The sequence below is a fragment of the Rhodoferax sp. genome, from assembly GCF_028714215.1.
In the GTDB taxonomy this organism is placed as follows: domain Bacteria; phylum Pseudomonadota; class Gammaproteobacteria; order Burkholderiales; family Burkholderiaceae_C; genus Rhodoferax.
On the sequence record NZ_JAQTMS010000074.1, the window covers coordinates 1 to 20,322 of the forward strand.

21 protein-coding genes, 1 tRNA gene and 1 pseudogene are annotated in these 20,322 nt (G+C 60.7%); 10 read left to right on the top strand and 13 right to left on the bottom strand.

Annotation, left to right across the window (positions count from 1 at the left end):
- Nucleotides 1–192: 192 nt before the first annotated feature.
- Complete coding sequence (locus PHS32_RS22355; protein ID WP_301081640.1) at nucleotides 193–1,293, top strand: NmrA family NAD(P)-binding protein; 1,101 nt, start codon at nucleotides 193–195, stop codon at nucleotides 1,291–1,293.
- Nucleotides 1,294–1,311: 18 nt separating this feature from the next.
- Entirely contained in the window at nucleotides 1,312–2,022 is a 711-nt protein-coding gene (locus PHS32_RS22360) for a hypothetical protein (protein ID WP_301081641.1), read from the top strand.
- Here PHS32_RS22360 and PHS32_RS22365 read toward each other — a convergent pair.
- From PHS32_RS22365 to PHS32_RS22385, 5 genes are read right to left on the bottom strand one after another with little or no spacing between them, the layout of a single operon-like run.
- Complete coding sequence (locus PHS32_RS22365) at nucleotides 2,016–2,213, bottom strand: zf-HC2 domain-containing protein (protein ID WP_301081642.1); 198 nt, start codon at nucleotides 2,211–2,213, stop codon at nucleotides 2,016–2,018. The genes PHS32_RS22360 and PHS32_RS22365 overlap by 7 nt on opposite strands.
- Nucleotides 2,207–2,821: an RNA polymerase factor sigma-70 gene (locus PHS32_RS22370; protein ID WP_301081643.1), complete on the bottom strand. Its 615-nt coding sequence runs from the start codon at nucleotides 2,819–2,821 to the stop codon at nucleotides 2,207–2,209. The genes PHS32_RS22365 and PHS32_RS22370 overlap by 7 nt, the downstream gene beginning before the upstream one ends.
- Nucleotides 2,822–2,829: 8 nt before the next feature.
- Nucleotides 2,830–3,054 carry a nitrate/nitrite transporter NrtS gene (gene nrtS / locus PHS32_RS22375; protein ID WP_301081645.1) on the bottom strand — a complete coding sequence of 75 codons (225 nt, stop codon included), beginning with the start codon at nucleotides 3,052–3,054 and terminating at the stop codon, nucleotides 2,830–2,832.
- Nucleotides 3,054–4,004 carry an HD domain-containing phosphohydrolase gene (locus PHS32_RS22380; RefSeq protein WP_301081646.1) on the bottom strand — a complete coding sequence of 317 codons (951 nt, stop codon included), beginning with the start codon at nucleotides 4,002–4,004 and terminating at the stop codon, nucleotides 3,054–3,056. Before PHS32_RS22380 ends, nrtS begins: the two co-directional genes overlap by 1 nt.
- Nucleotides 4,001–5,143 carry an FAD-dependent oxidoreductase gene (locus PHS32_RS22385; RefSeq protein WP_301081647.1) on the bottom strand — a complete coding sequence of 381 codons (1,143 nt, stop codon included), beginning with the start codon at nucleotides 5,141–5,143 and terminating at the stop codon, nucleotides 4,001–4,003. Before PHS32_RS22385 ends, PHS32_RS22380 begins: the two co-directional genes overlap by 4 nt.
- Nucleotides 5,144–5,426: 283 nt before the next feature.
- On the opposite strand from PHS32_RS22385, the gene PHS32_RS22390 reads away from it, so the two are divergent.
- Both PHS32_RS22390 and PHS32_RS22395 read left to right on the top strand, forming a co-directional pair.
- On the top strand, nucleotides 5,427–5,807 hold the full coding sequence (locus PHS32_RS22390; protein ID WP_301081648.1) for a thioredoxin family protein: 381 nt from the start codon (nucleotides 5,427–5,429) through the stop codon (nucleotides 5,805–5,807).
- A 255-nt stretch (nucleotides 5,808–6,062) separates the two neighbouring features.
- Nucleotides 6,063–6,827, top strand: coding sequence for a cytochrome c biogenesis protein CcdA (locus tag PHS32_RS22395; RefSeq protein WP_301081649.1), 765 nt, complete (start codon nucleotides 6,063–6,065; stop codon nucleotides 6,825–6,827).
- Nucleotides 6,828–6,882: 55 nt separating this feature from the next.
- On the opposite strand, the gene PHS32_RS22400 is transcribed toward PHS32_RS22395, so the two are convergent.
- The 5 genes and pseudogenes from PHS32_RS22400 to PHS32_RS22420 form a co-directional block, all read right to left on the bottom strand.
- Nucleotides 6,883–8,190, bottom strand: a complete 1,308-nt coding sequence (locus tag PHS32_RS22400) for a dihydroorotase (protein WP_301081650.1) — start codon at nucleotides 8,188–8,190, stop codon at nucleotides 6,883–6,885.
- A gap of 1 nt (nucleotide 8,191) precedes the next feature.
- A pseudogene (locus PHS32_RS22405) lies at nucleotides 8,192–9,133 on the bottom strand (aspartate carbamoyltransferase catalytic subunit); the annotation flags it as partial.
- 23 nt (nucleotides 9,134–9,156) lie between these two features.
- A complete protein-coding gene (gene pyrR, locus PHS32_RS22410; protein ID WP_301081653.1) occupies nucleotides 9,157–9,654 on the bottom strand; it encodes a bifunctional pyr operon transcriptional regulator/uracil phosphoribosyltransferase PyrR in 498 nt (165 codons plus the stop codon).
- The gene (ruvX, locus tag PHS32_RS22415; protein WP_301081654.1) at nucleotides 9,651–10,064 is read right to left on the bottom strand and encodes a Holliday junction resolvase RuvX; all 414 of its coding nucleotides are present in this window, start codon (nucleotides 10,062–10,064) and stop codon (nucleotides 9,651–9,653) included. The genes pyrR and ruvX overlap by 4 nt, the downstream gene beginning before the upstream one ends.
- Entirely contained in the window at nucleotides 10,061–10,660 is a 600-nt protein-coding gene (locus PHS32_RS22420; protein ID WP_301081660.1) for a YqgE/AlgH family protein, read from the bottom strand. Before PHS32_RS22420 ends, ruvX begins: the two co-directional genes overlap by 4 nt.
- Before the next feature lie 21 nt (nucleotides 10,661–10,681).
- On the opposite strand from PHS32_RS22420, the gene PHS32_RS22425 reads away from it, so the two are divergent.
- Both PHS32_RS22425 and PHS32_RS22430 read left to right on the top strand, forming a co-directional pair.
- A complete protein-coding gene (locus tag PHS32_RS22425) occupies nucleotides 10,682–12,154 on the top strand; it encodes a deoxyribodipyrimidine photo-lyase (protein ID WP_301081661.1) in 1,473 nt (490 codons plus the stop codon).
- 100 nt (nucleotides 12,155–12,254) lie between these two features.
- Entirely contained in the window at nucleotides 12,255–13,232 is a 978-nt protein-coding gene (locus tag PHS32_RS22430; RefSeq protein ID WP_301081662.1) for a GMP reductase, read from the top strand.
- 21 nt (nucleotides 13,233–13,253) lie between these two features.
- On the opposite strand, the gene PHS32_RS22435 is transcribed toward PHS32_RS22430, so the two are convergent.
- From PHS32_RS22435 to PHS32_RS22445, 3 genes are all read right to left on the bottom strand, one after another.
- On the bottom strand, nucleotides 13,254–14,228 hold the full coding sequence (locus PHS32_RS22435) for a tripartite tricarboxylate transporter substrate binding protein (RefSeq protein WP_301081663.1): 975 nt from the start codon (nucleotides 14,226–14,228) through the stop codon (nucleotides 13,254–13,256).
- 209 nt (nucleotides 14,229–14,437) lie between these two features.
- The gene (locus tag PHS32_RS22440; protein ID WP_301081665.1) at nucleotides 14,438–15,097 is read right to left on the bottom strand and encodes a PEP-CTERM sorting domain-containing protein; all 660 of its coding nucleotides are present in this window, start codon (nucleotides 15,095–15,097) and stop codon (nucleotides 14,438–14,440) included.
- Between the two features lie 443 nt (nucleotides 15,098–15,540).
- Complete coding sequence (locus PHS32_RS22445) at nucleotides 15,541–15,933, bottom strand: hypothetical protein (protein ID WP_301081669.1); 393 nt, start codon at nucleotides 15,931–15,933, stop codon at nucleotides 15,541–15,543.
- Nucleotides 15,934–16,142: 209 nt separating this feature from the next.
- Here PHS32_RS22445 and PHS32_RS22450 point away from each other — a divergent pair, with 209 nt between their 5' ends.
- The 4 genes from PHS32_RS22450 (at nucleotide 16,143) to PHS32_RS22465 (ending at nucleotide 20,239) form a co-directional block, all read left to right on the top strand.
- Complete coding sequence (locus PHS32_RS22450; protein ID WP_301081670.1) at nucleotides 16,143–16,943, top strand: hypothetical protein; 801 nt, start codon at nucleotides 16,143–16,145, stop codon at nucleotides 16,941–16,943.
- Nucleotides 16,944–17,903: 960 nt separating this feature from the next.
- Entirely contained in the window at nucleotides 17,904–18,281 is a 378-nt protein-coding gene (locus tag PHS32_RS22455) for a BON domain-containing protein (RefSeq protein WP_301081672.1), read from the top strand.
- A gap of 283 nt (nucleotides 18,282–18,564) precedes the next feature.
- Nucleotides 18,565–18,640, top strand: a tRNA-Lys gene (locus PHS32_RS22460).
- A 345-nt stretch (nucleotides 18,641–18,985) separates the two neighbouring features.
- A complete protein-coding gene (locus PHS32_RS22465) occupies nucleotides 18,986–20,239 on the top strand; it encodes a PAS domain S-box protein (protein ID WP_301081674.1) in 1,254 nt (417 codons plus the stop codon).
- The last annotated feature ends 83 nt before the right edge of the window (nucleotides 20,240–20,322 follow it).

Sequence of the window (20,322 nt, forward strand, 5' to 3'; positions counted from 1 at the left end):
ATCCAGTTTCTCCTTTCGTTTGCTTGGCGGCTCACGATTGGTAGTTTCTGCGATGGACACCTACGTATATGTCAAACTCCTACTGCCACCCCGGCAAAGCCGGGGGATCTCCCATTTGATTAGATGATGTGCATCATATTACACAGATAGGAAGCCGATGAACCACCCAGTCAACCCCTCTTGGAGATAGCCATGACGAAACCCCGCATACTGGTTACCAGCGCCGCCGGCAACACCGGATTTCAAACCACCCGGCAGTTGCTGGAAAAAGGATTTCCGGTGCGCGCCCTGGTGCGCCGCGCGGACCGGCGAAGCGAGACGCTGAAAGCACTCGGTGCCGAGATACAGGTCGGCAATCTGCAGGACATCGAGGATGTGCGGCAAGCCTTGAAAGATGTGCAGCGGGCTTACTTTTGCGCACCGCTGCTGCGCGACGCCTTGAGCGCCAGCGCCATTTTTGCCAGTGCCGCGCAGGAGCATGGGCTTGAGGTAGTGGTGGCGCTGAGCCAATGGCTGGCCGATCCGCGGCACCCCTCCATCCACACCCGTGAAACCTGGCTGGCCGACAAGATGTTCTCCTGGATGCCGGGCGTTGGCGCGGTCACGGTCAACCCTGGCTGGTTCGCCGACAACTACATGGCCGCGCTGGAGCCGATTGCTCAGTTCGGCATGCTGCCGATGCCGCTGGGCGAGGGCCTGAACGCGCCACCGTCCAACGAGGACATCGCCCGCGTCATCGTCGCCGCGCTGATCGATCCGGCCCGGCATATCGGCAAGCGCTACCGCCCGACCGGCCCCGCCCTGCTGTCGCCGCAGGACCTCGCGGCGACCTTCGCCAAAGTCCTGGGGCGACCGGTCAGGTATTACAACGCGCCGGCCGGCATGTTCACCAAGGTGGCCAGGGCGCTGAACTTTCCGGACTTCACGATCGCCCAGGTTCTTTGCTATTTCGACGACTACCAGCGCAATGCCTTTGCCCTCGGCGCGCCTACGCAAGCGGTGCTGGAGGTGACCGGGCAAAAGCCGGAAGACTTCGAAACGATTGTGCGCCGCTATGTCAACCAGTCGCCGGCCTCGCAGCGAAACGCGACGGCCATGCTGCGCGCCGTCGGCGGCATGCTGCGAATCATGGTCACGCCGGCACTCCAGCCCGACCGCTTCGCACGCTCCCACGAGTTTCCGAATCTCGCCGCGCCGCGTCTGGCGGTGGACTCCGCCAAGTGGCTCGCCACGCACGCATCGGACCCAGGCTTGGGCTTGGAACAGTCCTTGGCCGCGCCCCTGGCGCAATAAGGCGGGAGGATTTTCGACATGAACACCTTGTTTCTACTTTTCGTCGCCACCCTGGTCATGCTGGTCGCGACTGGCATGCTTCGCTACCTGCCCGGCAACTACCGGACGCCGGCCTTGATCGGACTGGTGGTCTGGATCGGCTACGGCGGCCTGCTGGGTTGGGGCGGTGTGATCGGCAACCCGGCGCTGCTGCCACCGGGCCTGTTTTACCTGCTGGCGCCGATCGTCCTGTTCGTCATGTTCATGGCGCGGTCGCGCATGGGTCTGACGGTGGCCCTGAGTTTCCCGCTGGGACTGCTGATGGGCCTGGAGTCGTTCCGGCTGCTGGTGGAAATCTTTCTCGACCAACTCTGGCGCGATGGTCAGTTGCCGCGGATGATGACTTTTCACGGCGCCAATTTCGACATCCTGATCGGCGCGTCAGCGCCGGTCATGGCGTGGTTATTCGCATCAAAGAAAATTTCAGAGCGGACCGCGCTGCTGTGGAATGTGGCCGGCATCGCCATGCTGGCCAATGTGGCCGTGCGCGGCGCGCTCACCACGCCGGGCTCCTTGCATCTGATCGCCACCGAGGTGCCCAACGCGGCGATAGGCAGCTTTCCCTTTTCCTACATCCCAGGTCTCATGGTGCCGCTGGCACTGGTGCTGCACGTGCTGGCCATTCGGGCGCTGAGAAATCGCATGGCCCTGACGGTCAAAGACGGGCCTTGCGAGGCTTCCGTTCATTGAGTCCCGCTTTCCTCGTTTTTACCGCTGGCATAAGCACGCATGGCTTCGCTGAGAAAAGGCACTTGCAGACTGAAGTTCTTGCATCCGGAGCACATCAGGACGTGCATCTTCAGGGAAATTTTCTCCGGCAGCGACAGGGGACGCTCCTGCGCCTCGGAGATCAGGCGGCTGGCCTGCCGGCAATTCAACATGCGCGTTCTCCCTTGATGAACCAGCTGTTTTCCAGACACTCGCGCAACCGCAGCCGCGAGCGGTGCAGCATCACGTTCAGGTTGCTGGTGGAGATGCCCACCGTGGCGCAAATTTCCTGCGAATCGAGTTCCACAAATTCCTTCATCATGAAAACCCGGGCCTGATTGCCGGGCAAACCTTCCAGGCAGATCTCGAAGACCTTCCAGAACTGGTTCTGGTGCAGCGAATCCTGCGGATTGCCCCAGCTGGCCGGGCGCTCATCCTTTTGCCAAAAACCTTTTTGGTCGAAAAGTTCGGAGAAGTCCTCTTTTTCCTCGTCCTCGCGCAGCAGGCTGCTGGCATCGACCAGGCGCTGCTTCTGCCGCAGGACGTCGGCAATCTTGTTCTTCAGAATGGCGAAGACCCAGGTCTTCAGAGCGGCCCGGCCGGCGAAGGACTTGGCGTTCTTCAGCGCCCCGATCAAGGCTTCCTGCACCGCGTCCTCGGCCAGATGACTGTCGGACAACTGCAGGGTTGCAAACTTGAGCATCTGGCGCCGTAAGTCATTCAGAAAGGCGGTATCCGTCAGCACCGATGTTTCAGGCAGATCGTGGTTTTTTGGGTCCATGCGTCCCGTCATTCATCGCCTCGCTGTGTCATTTGGTTCCTGGCCGCACTGTAACTCGCGACGCAATAGGGCACGGCGTAATTCAACACCAGATGAAGCCATGAGACCCCGCTGCCGGAAATGATGGCGCCACCCTGATTGACAAGATTAAGCACGGTGCCCACCAACAGGGCAATGCGCAGCGCGTTCGCGACAATCCGGCGCGAGCAGGCGATCCGGAACAGCGCTCGCATCAGCGACTCCGGCCCGATGCTGCCGCCAGCGCCAGCAATTCGTGGGTCGGCAGCGCTTGCACCGAAGCCAGCACGGTGCGGTGGATCAACTCGGTATCGGCCTCGGGCTCCAGCTCAGCCGGTCCGCCCTGTTTCCCGGTGGCGCTGGCGATCAGACAGCCGTCACCGGTTTTCAGTTCGAACTCGCTGGTGCAGTTGGGACAGTAGATGTGCTCACCAGCATGCTGCCCCTTGCGCAGCACCAACGTCGGCCCGCACATGGGACAGGTCTGAAGAGGTATGCCGTCATCGCTATGGCCCATGACATGGTCCAAATGACCGGCCTGACCCAGGCCGATAAAGACCTCGGCCAGATGAGCGTCGAATTGATTTCCTTTTTCGAAGTTCAGAATGCCCAGCGCCTTGTCCCGCGGCATCCCCCGGCGATAGGGGCGATGGCTGGTCATCGCATCGAAGGCATCGCAGATGCCGACAATTCTGGCCATCTCGGGAATCGCTGCCGCCTGGAGGCCGAGAGGATATCCTTTCCCGTCCGGACGTTCGTGGTGAAGATGGACGGCGTCCTGGACCAATGAGGCCAGGGGATGACTCGCCAACATTCTCCGGCCGATGGCGGGATGGGTTTTGATGACGGCATACTCCTGCTCGGTCAAGCTCCCGGGGTTGCGCAAAATGGCATCCGATATGCCGATCTTGCCAAGGTCGTGCAGAAACCCTCCCAAGCCGATGCGCGCCGCGGCGACAGCGCCGAAGCCGGCGTGTTCGGCCAGCAGCCGCGAATAGCGCGAAACCCGCCACAGGTGGCCGCCCGTGTAAGGGTCTCGGGCCTCCACGAACCAGGCCATCATGAGCAAACTGGTCAGCAAGTGCTGGGCCGGGGTGTCCACGGCAATTCTTTCCGCCGGTCTTGGCTTGCTGATCCAGCCACCAAATTGTTTCAACCAGCTCATCTAGTCCTCTCTTGCAAATGTGCCTTGCCTAGACCGCTCGGCTCAGAAAATTTCCGTATGAAGCGCCGGTCGATCCAGTCTTTCCAACGCCAGACCCATTGCCCTTCCGCAGACCATGGCCCCCAGGATGCAACAGCGTAACGCGGGCCGCAGGACAGCAGGTACAGCGAGTAGCGCTTGGGCCGGTAGGCTTGCAGCGGCTGGCCAGCGAGCGCAGCGATCAAGTTGGCTGCCAGCACCGGTCCGGCATGCACCGCATGCACACCGGAACGCGCCAGGTTTGTATCGGGTCGGGCGCAGACGTCGCCCGCCGCAAACACGTTGGGATGCGACCGGCTGCGATGCTGGCTGTCGACCAGCACATAGCCGTCCTGGTTCAGGCCCAGTTTCGACAAACCCAACCAGACCGGAGCCCGGGCTCCGGTGGTGGCGATCACGTGGTCCGCCGGCAGCAGACGACCGTCCGACAGCAGCACACCGTCGCCGCAACCGACGCCGCGCAAAAAATGCAGGCTCAGCCCGGCACGCTGGGCAATACGACGCACCCGGTCCTGAACCCGCTGCCGATAGCCCGGCAGCAGTCCCGCTTCGGAGGCCACCAGATCGACCCGGGCCTGCGGCGCGCTGCGGGCAAAAACGTACTGCGCCGCCAGGGCGATCTCGACCCCGGCCGCACCGGCACCCACCACCACCAGGCGGTAATCACTTTTCTCCTTGGCTTGGGCCAGAATCCGGGGCCAGATGGCAAAGAAGTTGTCCAGCGGCTTGACCGGCAACAGCTTGTCGCCCAGAGTCTCCAGCCAGGAAGTATCGGTTTCGCTGCCCACGTCCAGCGACAGCAAGTCGTACTCCAGATGACGACCGTCGCCCAGTCCGACGCAGCGCCGCGCCGCGTCCATGCCGACCACCTGCGCCAGTATCAGCCGGGCGCCCGCCGCCTGAACCAGTGGCGCCAACTCGACCCGGCACTGGGCCTGGGTGTAGTGGCCGGCGATCCAGCCGGGCAACATGCCGGAATAATTCTGCTGCGCATAAGGCGTGATCAGTGTCACGTCTACGCCTGGCTGTGGCTTGTTGGCCAAAGCACGCAGGACCGACAAATGGGCGTGGCCGCCGCCGACCAATACGAGTTTCTTCATGCCGTGCTAGCGCAAACCGCTTTCGAACAGCCTGATGAGCCGATGCGGCTGAACAAGGGGAATGATTTTTTGCATTTGGGTTTTGTATCCTGGGGCGTCAGCTACTCAGTCGCCGCGCAGGTCCCACTTATTACACCGCACTTGTCGAATTGATGGCGACCGTTGCCTTGCCACAGCCTGCCATCCGGCCGGCCGGCCGGGAAATTTGTCGGCCGGGCTGTAAGAAAACCCGGCGCCGGTCCGACTATGCCCGGGAGAAGTCACCCCTTATTGAGGAAATTCCATGAACGTCAGAAAACTCTTAGCCTCGTCGCTGCTGCTCCTTGCCGCCGTCATGGCGCACGCGCTGGAAGTCAAACCCTACTCGGCGACGGCCCTGGCCGAGGCACAAAAAGCCAATCAGCCGGTCGCCCTGCACTTCCGTGCCGACTGGTGCCCGACTTGTCGCGCCCAAGACAAGGTACTCGAATCCCTGAAGGCCGAGCCGGGCCTCGGCCTGACCGTGCTGGCGGTCAACTACGACACCGAGAAAGACCTGAAACGCCGCTTCAACGTGCGCGCCCAATCAACCCTGGTGGTGCTGCACGGTCAGAAGGAGTCCTACCGCGTTGTCGGTGACACCTCGCCGGATGGCATCCGTGGCGCGCTGAAGTCGGCGCTCTGATCCGGGGCTGCCGATGTCGGTCGCGCTGTCTCTGCCGCAACTGGGGCTTAGAACTTGTCAGTAAATAACTGGGGGTCGCGCAAATGGATTTTCGGGATGGGATGCGAGGCGCAAAATCCAAGCCAAGGCTGCTTGCCTTGGCTGATTTTGTAACGAAGCAGACCGCCCGAAAATCCGTTTGCCCGCAGGGTTGGGTCGAAATCGGGCGATTTGCCCACCAAATTCCTTGCATGGGCAGGCAGCCCATGCTGCGAAATGTTGGCGGACAACTCATCCCGATTGCGTCCCAACGCGGCCCCCAGTTATTTACGGACAAGTTCTTACCTGTTTGCCGGCAGTCTGACCACCTTGTCGCCCTGCGTCTCTCCGCTGCTGCCCCTGGTGCTGGGGGGCGCCTTGCAAGGCAGCCGCTTGGCGCCGCTGGCCATGGGCCTGGGCATGACGGCTTCGTTCGCCGGCATCGGCATGCTGCTGGGCGCCCTCGGTCCGGCGCTGGGCATTGACGGCGACACGGTACGCACCGGCGGCGCGGCCCTGCTGATCGCCTTTGCCCTGGTGATGCTGGTACCGGCCCTGGGCCAGCGCTTCACGCAGTGGATGCTGCCCATCGCCAGCACGGCCAACGCCGCTTCGGCCAGGCTGGACGGCGGTTCCTTGTCGGGCGCTCTGCTGCTGGGCGGCGTGCTGGGTCTGGTCTGGAGTCCTTGCTCCGGGCCTTTGCTGGGCTCGGCACTGACGCTGGTGGCCAGTGAAGGCGGCGTCGCCCGGGGCGGTGTCGTGCTGGGCATCTTTGGCCTGGGCGCGGCGGTTCCGCTGGTGGCGGTCGCCTATGCCTCGCGCAGCGGCTTCCTGCGTGCCAGAGATTGGGTGCTGGCTCGGATTGAACCAGTCAGACTGGGCTTTGCCTTGCTGCTCGGTGCCATGGGAATCGCCATCCTGACCGGCGGCGACAAGTGGCTGGAGTCGCAGCTTCTTCAGTGGCTGCCCGATGCCTGGGTCAATCTCACGGTTGGTATTTGAGATAGTCCAAGAGCATGTCAAGCGAGCCCGGCGCTTGGCCGGGACCGATTCGCTTTCAGGCCTGGAAGGCGACGCGCCCGCCGATGACGGTGCAGCGCACCCGGCCCGGCAGTTCGTAGCCGGAGAACGGCGTGTGCTTGCCCTGGCTGCGCAAGGCAGCGGGCTGCACCGTCCAGGCGGCACCGGCATCGAACACGCACAGATCGGCCACACCCCCCACCACCAAGCGCCCGACACGGTCCTGCCGTTTGCCCAGGGAGGCGCCCAGCACCGCCGTCGGCGCGCTGGTGATCACCGCCAGCGCGCGCGCCAGGCTGACGCCGCTGTCGGCACTCCACTTCAGCGCCAAGCTGAGCAGCAACTCGACACCGGTGGCGCCCGGCTCGCTTTCGGCAAAAGGCAGGGCTTTGGCGTCTTCGTCCACCGGCGTGTGGTCCGACACCAGGGCGTCTATGGTGCCGTCGGCCAAGCCGGCGCGCAAGGCATCGCGGTCGCGCTGCTGGCGCAGCGGCGGATTGAGCCGGGCCCGGCTGTCGAAGTAGCCCAGGTCGCCGTCCGTCAGGTGCAGCGAGTTGATGCTGACATCGCAGGTCACGTTCAAGCCGTCCCGCTTGGCCTGGCGCACCAGCGCGACACCGGCGGCACTGCTGAGCCGGCACAGATGCACCCGGACATCGGCGGTCTCTTTCATCAACTCAAAAATGGTGTGCAGGGCAATCGTTTCGGCCGCCACCGGCACGCCGGCGAGGCCCATGCGGGTCGCCAGTGCACCGCTGGCCGCCACGCCTTGCCCGAGGAAGAATTCCTGCGGCCTCAGCCAGACAGCGTAGCCAAAAGTGCTGGCGTACTGAAACGCCCGCTGCAACACCTGGGTGCTGGCCAGCGGCACTTCGGCCTGGCTGAAAGCAACACAGCCGGCCTCGGTCAGTTGCAGCATTTCGGTCAGGGTTTCACCGGCCAGGTTGCGCGTCAGGGCGCCCAGCGGGTAAACGCGCGACTGGTGCTGTTTTTCAGCCCGGTAGCGCAGCATTTCGACCAGCCCCGGCTCATCCAGCACCGGGTCGGTATCGGGCGGACAGACCAGACTGGTGACGCCACCGGCGACGGCGGCCGCCAGTTCGGACTCCAGCATGCGCTCGTGTTCGTGGCCCGGCTCGCGCAGGCGCACCGCCAGGTCCACCAGGCCCGGTGCCACGATGCAGCCGCTGGCATCGATGGTCTGCGCCGGCCGAAAATCGCTCGCCACGTTTTTGATGGCCAGCACCACGCCGTCGGCCAGCGCCACATCGGCGATTTCGTCGAACCCACTGGCCGGATCGATGACCCGGCCGCCCTTGATCAGAATGTTCGTCTGTGTCTTCATATCAGGCCTCGTTCCCCGCCACAATGCTCATCGCCGCCATGCGCACCGCAATACCGAATGTCACTTGCGGCAGGATCACGCTCTGGCCGCCGTCGACCACCGCCGAGTCGATCTCGACGCCCCGGTTGATCGGTCCCGGATGCATCACGATGGCGTCCGGCTTGGCCAGTTGCAGCTTCTCCGGCGTCAGGCCGTAACTCTTGAAAAACTCCTGCGTCGAGGGCAGCAGGGCGCCGCTCATGCGCTCGTTTTGCAGGCGCAGCATGATGATCACGTCGCAGCCCCGGATGCCTTCTTCCAGCGTGTGGCAGACGCGCACCCCCATCGGCGCCATGCTGGCCGGCACCAGGGTCTTGGGCCCCACCACCCGCACCTCGGCGCAACCCAGCGTGGTCAGGGCGTGGATGTCGGAGCGGGCCACGCGCGAGTGCAGCACGTCGCCCACGATGGCCACCGTCAGGTTGGAGAAATCCTTCTTGTAATGCCGGATCGTGTACATGTCCAGCAGGCCTTGCGTCGGGTGCGCGTGGCGGCCGTCGCCGGCATTGATCACGTGCACATGCGGCGCCACGTGCTGCGCGATCAGGTAGGGCGCGCCCGATTCGCTGTGCCGCACCACGAACAGATCGGCCGCCATGGCGCTCAGGTTGGCGATGGTGTCGAGCAGCGTCTCGCCCTTGGCGGCGGACGACTTGGCAATGTCCAGATTGATCACGTCGGCGCTCAGTCGCTTGGCCGCGATCTCGAAGGTGGTGCGGGTGCGGGTCGAGTTCTCGAAGAACAGGTTGAACACGCTCTTGCCGCGCAGCAGCGGCACCTTCTTGACTTCGCGATCGCTGACGCTGACGAAGTTGGCCGCCGTATCGAGCACCTGCGTCAGGATGCTCTTGGGCAGGCCCTCGGTCGAGAGCAGGTGAATCAGTTCACCGTGTTGGTTGAGTTGAAGATTGCGTTTGTACAACATGACTAGCGGGCCTCCACGTTGAAACTGAAGACCCCGGCGGCGCTGCGGGCCAGGGCCAGTGACTGGGTTGCCGGCAAGGCGACGCGGGCGGCGCAGAGGTCGGCTTGAATCGGCAACTCGCGTCCGCCCCGGTCCACCAGCACCGCCAGCATGACGCTGGCCGGGCGGCCGAAGTCGAACAGCTCGTTGAGCACGGCGCGTATGGTGCGCCCGGTGTAGAGCACATCGTCGAGCAGCAGGATGTTGGCTTCGTTGACGTCGAAGGCAATCTTGGTCTGCGCCGCCGCCGTCATGCCGCGCCGCGCGTAATCGTCGCGGTGCAGCGAGGACGAGATGACGCCGGGACGCTCGGTCAAATTCAGGTCCTGTTGCAAGCGCTCGGCCAGCCAGACGCCGCCCGAGGTGACCCCGACCAAATGCAGGTCGGGACGAAACAGGGCGCGCACGCCTCTTAGCAGCTCGAGGTAAAGGGCCTCGGCGTCCAGCACAAGTGTGCTCATGCAATACTCCTTAAAAACTGTTCCAGAATGATGCAGGCGGCGGCGGCGTCGGCGTCCTTGGCGCCCGCCGCCAGCGCTTCGGTGGTGCTGTAGCGCTCGTCCACCTCGAATACCGGCAGCTTGAAGCGGCCCTGTAACTGGCGTGCAAAACGTCGCGCCCGCAAGGTGTTTTCGTGCGCCGCACCGTCCGGGTGAAACGGCACCCCCACCACCAGCGCATCGGGCTGCCACTCCTTGATCTGGTGCGCAATCTTCTGGAAGCGGGCGTCGCCCTCGGCGGCGATGGTGCCTTGCGGCTGGGCCGTGCGCAGCAGGCGGTTGCCAACTGCAAAACCGGTACGTTTGATGCCAAAATCAAGTGCCAGAAAAGTTTGCAATTTCACCGGCACGGAGATCGGCAAATCGCTCATGCACGCCCCACATCGGGCGACAGCATCCAGGACTCGAAGCCGAGCAGAAGCAAGGCCTGGTCATAGCGCTCGGCCACCGGTGTATCGAAGATGATGCTGCTGCTGGCGGCCACCGTCAGCCAGCTGTTGTCCGACAACTCGGATTCCAGCTGACCCTCACCCCAGGCCGAGTAACCCAGCGACACCAGCACCTTGCGCGGGCCGGCGCCGCTGGACAGCGCTTCCAGCACGTCCTTGGAGGTGGTCATCTCCAGGCCGCCGGGGATCGTCATGGTGGAGGCGTAGACCGACTCGGCAGGCTTGTCGGCTGCGGTGAAGAAGTGCTCGTGCAGGACGAAACCGCGCTCGGTCTGCACCGGTCCGCCCTGAAAGACCGGGGCGTTCGAGAGATCTTCGCGGCGCAACGGCAGGTCGACCTTTTCAAACAGGCGTTTCAGGTCGATGTCACAGGGTTTATTGATCACCAGCCCCAGCGCACCGCGCTCGCTGTGCTCGCAGACATAGACCACACTCCGGGAGAAAACCGCATCCTGCAAACCAGGCATGGCGATCAAAAAATGATTCGTCAGGTTGGTGGGGGCAAAATCTCCGGACATGCAATTATTTTAACGGCGATCATGGAGCGGCAATTCGAAACTGGTTTGATGTGGTTTCGTCGCGATTTGCGTCTGGTCGACAACGCGGCGCTGTGCCTGGCGCTGACCGCCTGCCGGCGCTTGCACTGCGTTTTCATATTCGATACCGAACTGCTGGACGCCCTGCCCCGCGCCGATCGGCGGGTCGAGTTCATCCGCCAGTCCCTGTGCGAGTTGGACCAGGATTTGCGCCAACTCAGCGGCGCGGCGGACGCCGGCTTGATCGTGCGACATGGCGCGGCACGGGAAGAAATTGTGCTGCTGGCAAAAACACTGCATGCCCAGGCCGTCTTTGCGGCCCATGATTACGAGCCGCTGGTGCTGGCGCGCGACGCCCAGGTACGGGGCAAACTGGCCGACGCCGGCATTGCTTTTCATGGCTGCAAGGACCATGTCATTTTTGAGGGCCGGGAAATCCTGACCCAGGCCGGCACGCCCTACAGCGTTTTCACGCCTTACAAAACCCGTTGGCTGGCAAGCGTCACGGAACACCCATTGCGCACGCACGACGCCAGGCCCTTCGCCGGCACCCTGGCAGTGCGTCCGGAAAGTCTACGTCACGCGGTGCCGGCCTTGACCGCTATCGGCTTTGAGAAGACCAATCTGAGTGAACTCAAAATCCGCACTGGCGCGTCCGGCGCACGCCGGCAGTTCGAAGACTTCTTTGAGCGCATGGACCACTACCATGAAACACGTGATTTTCCGGCGCTCAAAGGCCCCAGCTACCTGGGCGTGCACCTGCGCTTTGGCACGGTATCGGTCCGCCAGCTGGTAGCCACCGCCCTGCAACGGAAAATTCAGGGCAGTCGGGGCGCCGCCGTCTGGCTGGACGAGTTGATCTGGCGCGACTTCTACTTCTCCATTCTGAGCAACTTCCCGCATGTGGCCCAGGGTGCTTTCAAGCGCCCGTACGACGCCATCAAGTGGGAGCATGGTCCGCATGGCAAGACATTGTTCCAGGCCTGGTGCCAGGGCCGAACCGGCTACCCGCTGGTGGATGCGGCCATGGCGCAAATCAACCAGACCGGCTATATGCACAACCGGCTGCGCATGGTGACCGGCAGCTTTCTGGTGAAAGACCTGGGCCTGGCCTGGCGCTGGGGTGAAAGCTACTTTGCCCGGCAGCTCAATGATTTCGATCTGGCGGCCAACAACGGCGGCTGGCAATGGGTCAGCTCCAGCGGCTGCGACGCACAGCCTTACTTCAGAATCTTCAACCCGGTCAGCCAGAGCGAAAAATTCGACCCCGAGGGCACGTTCATCCGCCGCTATCTGCCCCAGTTGGCGCAACTGCCCGACAAGGCGCTGCACGCACCCTGGACTGCCAGCGCGGCGCAGTTGCAGGCGGCCGGCGTGACGCTGGGCCGCGACTACCCGCTGCCGATCGTGGCCCACGAGGAAGCCAGGGTGCGCACCCTGCAACGCTATGCCGTGGTGAGGGGGCAAACCCGATAGAATCAGGCACCGGGCCCAAGCCATTGCGACCCGGTTTTTTACCGGGTCCAATCCAAGCGCTCTTACCCAACCCGTTGAGGAAAGAAAAGGAGCTCGGACCATGGAAATTTTTGACTACGACAACATTCTTCTGCTGCCGCGCAAATGCCGCGTGGAAAGCCGTTCCGAGTGCGACGCCAGCGTAGAACTGGGCGGGCGGCGCTTTCGCATCCCGGTGGTGCCGGCCAACATGAAGACCGTGGTGAACGAGGCAATCTGCGTCTGGCTGGCGCAAAACGGCTACTTCTATGTGATGCACCGCTTCGATCTGGACAGCGTGCAATTCGTCCAGGACATGAAGGCCAAGGGCTTGTATGCATCGATCTCGCTGGGCGTCAAAAAGCCTGACTACGACACGGTCGACCGCTTGCTGGCGCTGGGGCTGGCCCCCGAGTACATCACCATCGACATTGCCCACGGCCACGCCGACAGCCTGAAGAACATGATCGGCTATCTGAAGGAGAGAATGCCCGCCACCTTCATCATTGCCGGCAACGTGGCAACGCCCGAAGCGGTGATCGATCTGGAGAACTGGGGCGCCGACGCCACCAAGGTGGGCATAGGCCCGGGCAAGGTCTGCATCACCAAACTGAAAACCGGTTTTGGCACCGGCGGCTGGCAACTCAGTGCCGTCAAGTGGTGTGCCCGCGTCGCCACCAAACCGATCATTGCCGATGGCGGCATCCACGAGCATGGCGACATTGCCAAGTCGATCCGCTTTGGCGCCACCATGGTGATGATAGGCTCGATGCTGGCGGGCCACGAAGAGAGCCCCGGCCAGACCGTGGAAGTGGACGGCAAACTGTTCAAGGAGTACTACGGCTCGGCCAGCGATTTCAACAAGGGCGAATACAAGCACGTCGAAGGCAAGCGCATCCTGGAGCCGATCAAGGGCCTGCTAGCCAACACCTTGATCGAGATGGAGCAGGACGTGCAAAGCTCCATCAGTTATGCCGGCGGCAAAAAACTGATGGACATCCGCAAGGTCAACTACGTGACGCTGGGCGGCGACAACGCCGGTGAGCACCTGCTGATGTAGGACCGGTCCGGCGCAGAAGACTTATTCGCCGCTAATCTTGCGTTCCCGAATGACGCGCCCCCACGTGGCGGATTCTTTCGCAATGTACCTGGCCAGTTCATCGCGCGTGCCAGGCATGGGCGTGAGCCCGTGTTTGTTGAGCTGCTCGACCACCTCGGGCGATTTCAACACCTTGACCAACTCGGTGTTCCAACGCTCCAAAATGGCTGGCGGCACCTTCGATGAAGCCACAAAGGCGTACCAGTTGGTTGCGCTGAACCCGGGGTAGCCCGACTCCGCGATGGTGGGAATGTTGGGCAGCGCCGCGAGTCGTTGCGCGCCGGTGCTGGCCAGGGGAATCAACTTGCCGTTTTCAATATAGGCCTGCGACGTGGAGAAGGTGGAGTAATAAGCCGCAACCCGACCGCCCAACAAATCCTGCAAGGCGGGTGCGCCGCCCTTGTAGGGAATATGCACGGTGTCGATCCGGGCCATGTCGTTCAGCATTTCACCGGCCAGGTGCGATGCGGAACCGGCTCCGGTGGAAGCGAAATCGAGCTTTCCGGGGTTCTTTTTGGCGTAGGCAATGAACTCGGCAAAGGTTTTGATGTTGGTGCCGGCATGCACCACCAACACATTGGGAAAGTTCACCCCCATGGTGATCGGCGCCAAGTCTTTCACCGGATCGTAGGGCAGCTTCATCAAGTGCGGTGCGATGGCCAGGGGGCCGACCGATCCAAACAGGATGACGCTGCCGTCCGCCGGACCCGTGGCCGCGAACTGGTGCGCAATATTGCCGCCCGCGCCGGCACGGTTATCGATGACCACCGATGCGCCGATGTTCTCGGCCAGCTTTTTGGCAATGATCCGGGCACCAGTGTCGGCGGCTCCACCGGCGGCAAAGCCCACGACCAGGGTGACGGTCTTCTTGGGTGGAAATTCTTGCGCCACCACACCGAGGGTGGATAAGCCCAGCGCCAGCGCTGCGCAGATGCGGAGGAAATTGCGTTTGCCCATGGTTGTTTCCCTTTCCAAATGACGTCAGCGGAAATGCTGGCCTGCAGTTTGACGCACTCACGGTGAACCTGGAGGTCCACTTGAAGTTCATGGGGGCGAGTTTAGGGCCAACGCCAAGTCAAGGCTTTATAGGGTCGGTCGCCCATTGCGTTCACAAATGCAAAACGGGAGCCGAAGCCCCCGCCTAAAAACAGGCACAGCAAAAGGGGTCAGACCGGGGTGCTCTTGCGGCGGCGTACCACCGCGCCCATCAGGCCCAGACCGGTCAACAACAAGGCAAAGGTTTGCGGTTCCGGGACTGCCGCGACCATGCCGGGTAAGGTTGCGCCAACGGTTCCCGTGTTGCCTGAACCGTTGACCACATCAGCGGCAAAGTAGGCAGCGGTTCCACTGCCTGTGGACAGGTGGGCAAATTCAGCAATCGTTGCGTTCTTGACGGTGAAGGTCAAGGGATCAACATAACCCCCTTCAGAGCCGCCGCGGGTGCAATTGCTCAGGCAATTGATTTCATAGCCAAAGATACTGAAAGAGGGATTGCTGGTACCGATGGCGGCGCCAAAAACATTGTTCAGGCCGTTGGCAAAAGTGATGCCCGTGATATCGCCCAAAGACGAGGCACCACCCAGGTTGAATGAAAATATGGAATGCGCGCCGGTGTCGACAAAATTCAGATCGTTACGCAAAGCAACGTTTACCAGCACGTCGGCAGCGCTCTGCGTCAGAGTGACCGACCCGTACGCCCCCGAACCAAACTGACTTACGCCGGTGGAGTCGAGCGAATAGGTCGCCGTCTGGGCCGCGGCGGAGAGGGCAAGACACGACGCAGCAACGGCGAGGCAGACCTTGATCAAAGGTTTAGACAAATTCATGCAAGCTCACAGTGAAATGAGAAGATTTGGCGAACGGGGAGCGGTCGGCGCACTGGAATATCAGAACCGCAGCGCGGGCTGCTAGTGGTTTGATAGCGCGAAACCGGTCGTAAATGTACTGCCGACTCGGTAACCTTGCTTGTCACTCAGATATAAATTGTGTGCTGCAGTCGCGCCGTGCAGTAATGCCCGGCAAGCACATTCGATCTGGAAAATTCGAACGCATTACACCCGGCCTCTTTGGCTGGCATGCAGACCCGCTCCTGCTCAAAAAAAGAGCAGCCACGGCAAACCCAATCGCAGCAACAACTTCGCCGTCATTTCTCCCGTTTATCCACAGCTTTACAAACAAACTCAGTGAACAACTTTGACTGGATTGATGCGTGCAGACCGGGAAACCACCGTTCCCGGATCGATTTGATGTAGGCCCAATGAAATCGAAATTAGTCCTTGTGTCCGCCTTTGCCTCTGTTGCCCTTGCCACGACCACCTTCGTTCTCGTCACCACGGTGTTCGTTGTAGCGCTCCCGCACCCAGTTCTCCTGGACAAAATAGACCGGCTGACCGCAGGCGTTGTAGCGCCCGCAATGCTTGGCCCAGTTCTTCTGGTGTCCGGGTGGCACGTACAGATAGATCGGCTGCTGATAATGCGCCACCGGTGATTGCACGATCACGACCGGCTGCGGGTAAACGAGGCGCGGCTGCGGAAAGTTGCCAATGTCGACGCGGCCATAAACACCGGGCTGGTTGATGCCGATGGACACCCCCACGTTGGTTTGTCCAAGCGCCGGTGCCAAGGCACAAACACTGAGCGCGAGCGCTGCGAGTTTTTTCATCAAGATTCTCCAAAAGGTTCAAGCCGAATAGTGCTTCGCATGGGCATGATGGACTCTTGCAGCATCAAGTTCTGTGCGCGGGCGCACCAAGCTGACGGGGAGCCTGGCAAACCGCTATACCATCGCGTGGCGACTTGGAACCGGAGCGGGCCAAAAATGAAACTTGCCGTTGCTTCGGTCCGGCTATCTTCGAGAAGGGACAACAGGGTATGAGTGATATTCCAAAAGGCGTCTTGGACGGAATCGATGCATTGATCGACCACCATCTTCTGGCGGGAGAGCAATTTGACAGCTTTCGCCATCACCAAAAGCGCAGCTATAACGCCCTCTGCAAGAACCCTCCGGAGTCTTTCGACGGCGCCGAACTGATTGCCGCCATGGTCCAGCGCATCGAGGAAAACCTGGCCAGGCGTCCTGACCGAGCCCCTTCACCGGAAAACTGGAAAATCCGTTCCGCCGCTGAGCCGCAGGCCATCGGACCGGCGGCCAAAAATGAAAGTGACGAGTTGCTGCTGGAGCGCGCCATAGTGCAACGATGGCCCCAGGACTGGACGCACCAGATGCCGGTGGCGTCCGGTCTGTTCGGTTCAAGAACCGACAAGCGCCGCCTGGTTGACCTGGTCTACGACCTCAAGCTGGGACACTTCGACCTGATCGAACTCAAGCTCCAATCTGACACGCCCTTGTACGCGGCCATGGAAATTCTTGGTTATGGCCTGGTCTATTTGGCCTCGCGGCAGAACAAAGCGAACAATCTTGGCTATGACAACGCGCTCTTGCCGCTGTTGCGGGCCAGCCATATCACCTTGTGTGTCCTGGCGCCAGAGGCTTACTACGCAGACTGCAATATGGAATGGCTGGAACAGGCGATCAACTGCGGACTGGGTTCTTTTGACAAGCGTGAATTACGGATGCGCTTTCGCTTCGAGAAATTCAGCTTCACATGGAAGCACAACGGCCAAGCCGCTGACTTGCCGCAGCCGCTGATACGGGCACGGGTTTATCAGTGAGACTGGGCATGCTTGGTGGCGTAAGAGAGATCGGCGATTCCGGCAGAGTCAAGTTCCATAAGCCTACAAATTGAAGATTTGCAAGGACTTTGTTTTTCCCCAAAATTCCCTGCACTGCCCTCCGAATCTCGGTCCGAACTTCGCCGCTGGCATCGGATTTTTCTAGCGAAATCTCTATACCGATCAATGGCCTGCTCGACACCGGTCATCCTCGCGTAAGATGATCGATCACATCGGTACAAGCGCGCAACCCATGACCAAGTTCATCACTTTGCATTGCTTGGTCTTGTTGTCCGTGTCAAGTGCACTGACTGCACCGGCAAATGCCGAGCCCGATGAGCAGGCTCTCGGTAAAGCCGCGGGGTATTGTGAAGGCACCCCTTCCTCCAGAAACGCAAAACCCCACGAAGAACGAGGGGTCTGCATGTGCGCCACATTGCTGTAGCCTTGGTCGTTACGTTACCGTAACGTAGACCGGCGATGTAGCGCCGGTTGCTGGATGAAGCAGGTGTGATCTTTGTCTATAGGTACCACCTTTCTCAAGCAATTCTGTTCAAACCATTTGAGCCGAATTGAATTGCCGTTACGGACCACTATAGGCCAACGATGAAAGATTGCAAGCTCAAAATCGTTACAAGGACCGTGAGGAAAAACTCTCCCATACACCCGACGCAATCGACGTACCTGACGCTCGCCCGCGCACTGATCCATGCCGAACCCAGGCCGTGAATCCGTAGGACAAACCGACTGAGCTGCCACCGGACAAACCAAGGCACCAATCCCTGGTCGCCACCCCGCAATGGGTCCCCGCCATACACCGGCAAGTCACCAGTGCAACTTTGTGTGCTGCCGCACGGACAGCCCGTCACACACTGTGGCACGCTCAACTTGCATGCTGCATGACAGAGTTGCGCTCTGCCAGGTGTCCAGCATGTTTAAACATAGACTAGAAAGTTACCAATGACTACCACCCACAATTTCGGCAAAATCTCGCGCCACGCAAGCTCCCTTGGAGCAACACTCTTCGTCTCCGCGCTTCTTCTCGGCATGAACCTGTCGCAAGCTGCGTCCGATAACGCGGCCATCGCACCTTCCAACGCCGCCAGCAAAGCAGAACGAGCCGTGTCCGATAGCTGGATCACTACCAAAGTGAAGGCAGAAATTCTCGCAAACAGCGTGTCCAAAGCATTCAAAGTGAGTGTAAAGACCAAGCGCGGCATGGTTTCACTCAAGGGGAAATTGCCCAGCCAAGATGCCATTGACCTGGTGAAGATGATTGCTGAAAAGGTAAAGGGCGTAAAAAGTGTTGACGTGTCTGGCCTTGTGATCGGGTCCTGAAGAGTCCGATTCGGCGATTCTTGGCTCTTGAAGTGCACCCCCACCACCGACCCATGCCAAACCCAGGCCGTGAATCAGTGGGACAAACTGACTGAGCGACTGCGGAACAAACCAAGGCACCAGTCCCTGGCCCGCACCATCCAACAAGCCCCAGCCATACATCCCCAAGTCATCCGTGCAGTCCGCTTCGCCGGGGGCGAGAATGGCGCCGAAGACCTGCTAGAATCCCCGCTGGTGAAAAACGGGGATCGACCCCCGGCCCATTCCACCAAATTCTCCGAACGGGAACTTAGCTCAGTTGGTAGAGCAGCGGACTCTTAATCCGTAGGTCGAGAGTTCGAATCTCTCAGTTCCCACCATCAACACAGACCGTATAAACGCTCAGAAGCTTGCAACCGCGCTTGCGGTGCTGCCGGCACGTACGCCCGTCCCGGCTTGAACTCCAGGGTGCCTTTGCCCCCGAGCTTGCCAGTCTTTGCGTTTTCTCAATTCGCAAGCTCCAGTCTCCAGACTTAATCAAAGGCAAACATCGGCAAGCTGGCAGGCTTGTGACTGGAGATTCGGCGTATGAAACTGAAACGAGAGTAAGGCATCGAATGGCTTCGGCAGGACCGCAATGCCAACTTACCAGTTTCAAATCTAATTAGCCATGCGCAAAGGAGGCCCGCGGCTTTATCGATCAAACTGCGGAAAAGGCGCTCACGATGAGTACATCGTTCTTTCGGTTAGAGGCATTGACTGACGTGCAAGCCGTTGAAATGCCGCTCATGGTGTCCAGTTGCATACTGGCCCTTGCCGCCACCCTTTTTTTCGCAATCTCCTTGTGGGCAACAGGACCCTCCGTCCTCATTGCCATTGACCTTTGGGGGGCCGTTGCCTGCGTTCTTCAAATAATCTGGATCAAAAACAAAAACAGACTGCTGGTTCCGTCCATCTGGCTGTTGACGCTGATGGCCGGCATTGTCTTCTTTGCCGTCTACTTTAACGGTCAGATGTCGGTCTATTGGCTCTACCCGACCATCGTCTACGCCTACTTCTGGCTCGCTATCAAACAGGCGATCGTATTTTCATTCGCCTACACACTGCTGATTTGTGCCGCGCTAGCCCGGGTGAATGGTTTTGATTTTTGGTCGGACTGCTGGATTTTTGGCGCCGCCTTGATGGCCATGGGACTCTTGTATTTTTACAGTCTGGTGCGTGACCGCCATCTTGAAAAATTGACGCAAGGAAATTCCGAATACAAAAGCCAAGCGGAAATGTTGACGGGAAGAGTTCAGAGTCTCTTGGAAGAGATCAAGCAAAGCGAAGAAAGATTCAACGGCATCGCCAATGCGACCCAGGAGGCCATTGTGATGGTCGACGATGAAGGCAAGTTCACTTGCTGGAATCTGGCTGCAGAGCGCATGTTTGGCTATCGCCGCGAAGATGTGCTGGGCCAGGAGTTTCACCATGTTCTCGCGTCGGCGCGCTATCGGGCGGCCTTTGAAAGCAGCCTTGCGGGATTCCGGGCTACCGGCACCGGCCCAGTCGTCGGCAAAACCACGGAATTGATTGCAATGCACAAAGATGGCAGGGAATTTCCAATTTCCCTGTCAATATCGCCACTCCGGTTGAACCAGCACTGGAACGCGGTCGGCATCCTGCGCGACGCAACCGAACACCAATTCGCCGAGGCCGCGCGCATGCAGCTTGGTGCCATCGTCGAATCCTCCGTGGTCTCCATCATGGGCGTCGATTTGAACGGCTTGGTGACCAGCTGGAATCTCGGTGCACAGAACGTCTATGGCTATACCGCCGCCGAAATGATCGGGCAGCCGGCCGCCGTGCTGGTTCCGACCGACAGCCGGGCGGAAATAGAAAATCTGATAGGGAGAATCAAGCGCGATGAAGAAGTGCCACGCTTTGAGACGACCCGGAGTAACCATCCCCCGGCAAAGCCGGGGGCTTTCAAATTGTGAGCCGCTCAAAGCGGCAAAACGGGGTCGCTAACGCGGCCCCAACCCTTGGTGCCACCGTTTCGGTGGCCGTTTATCTCCACAGC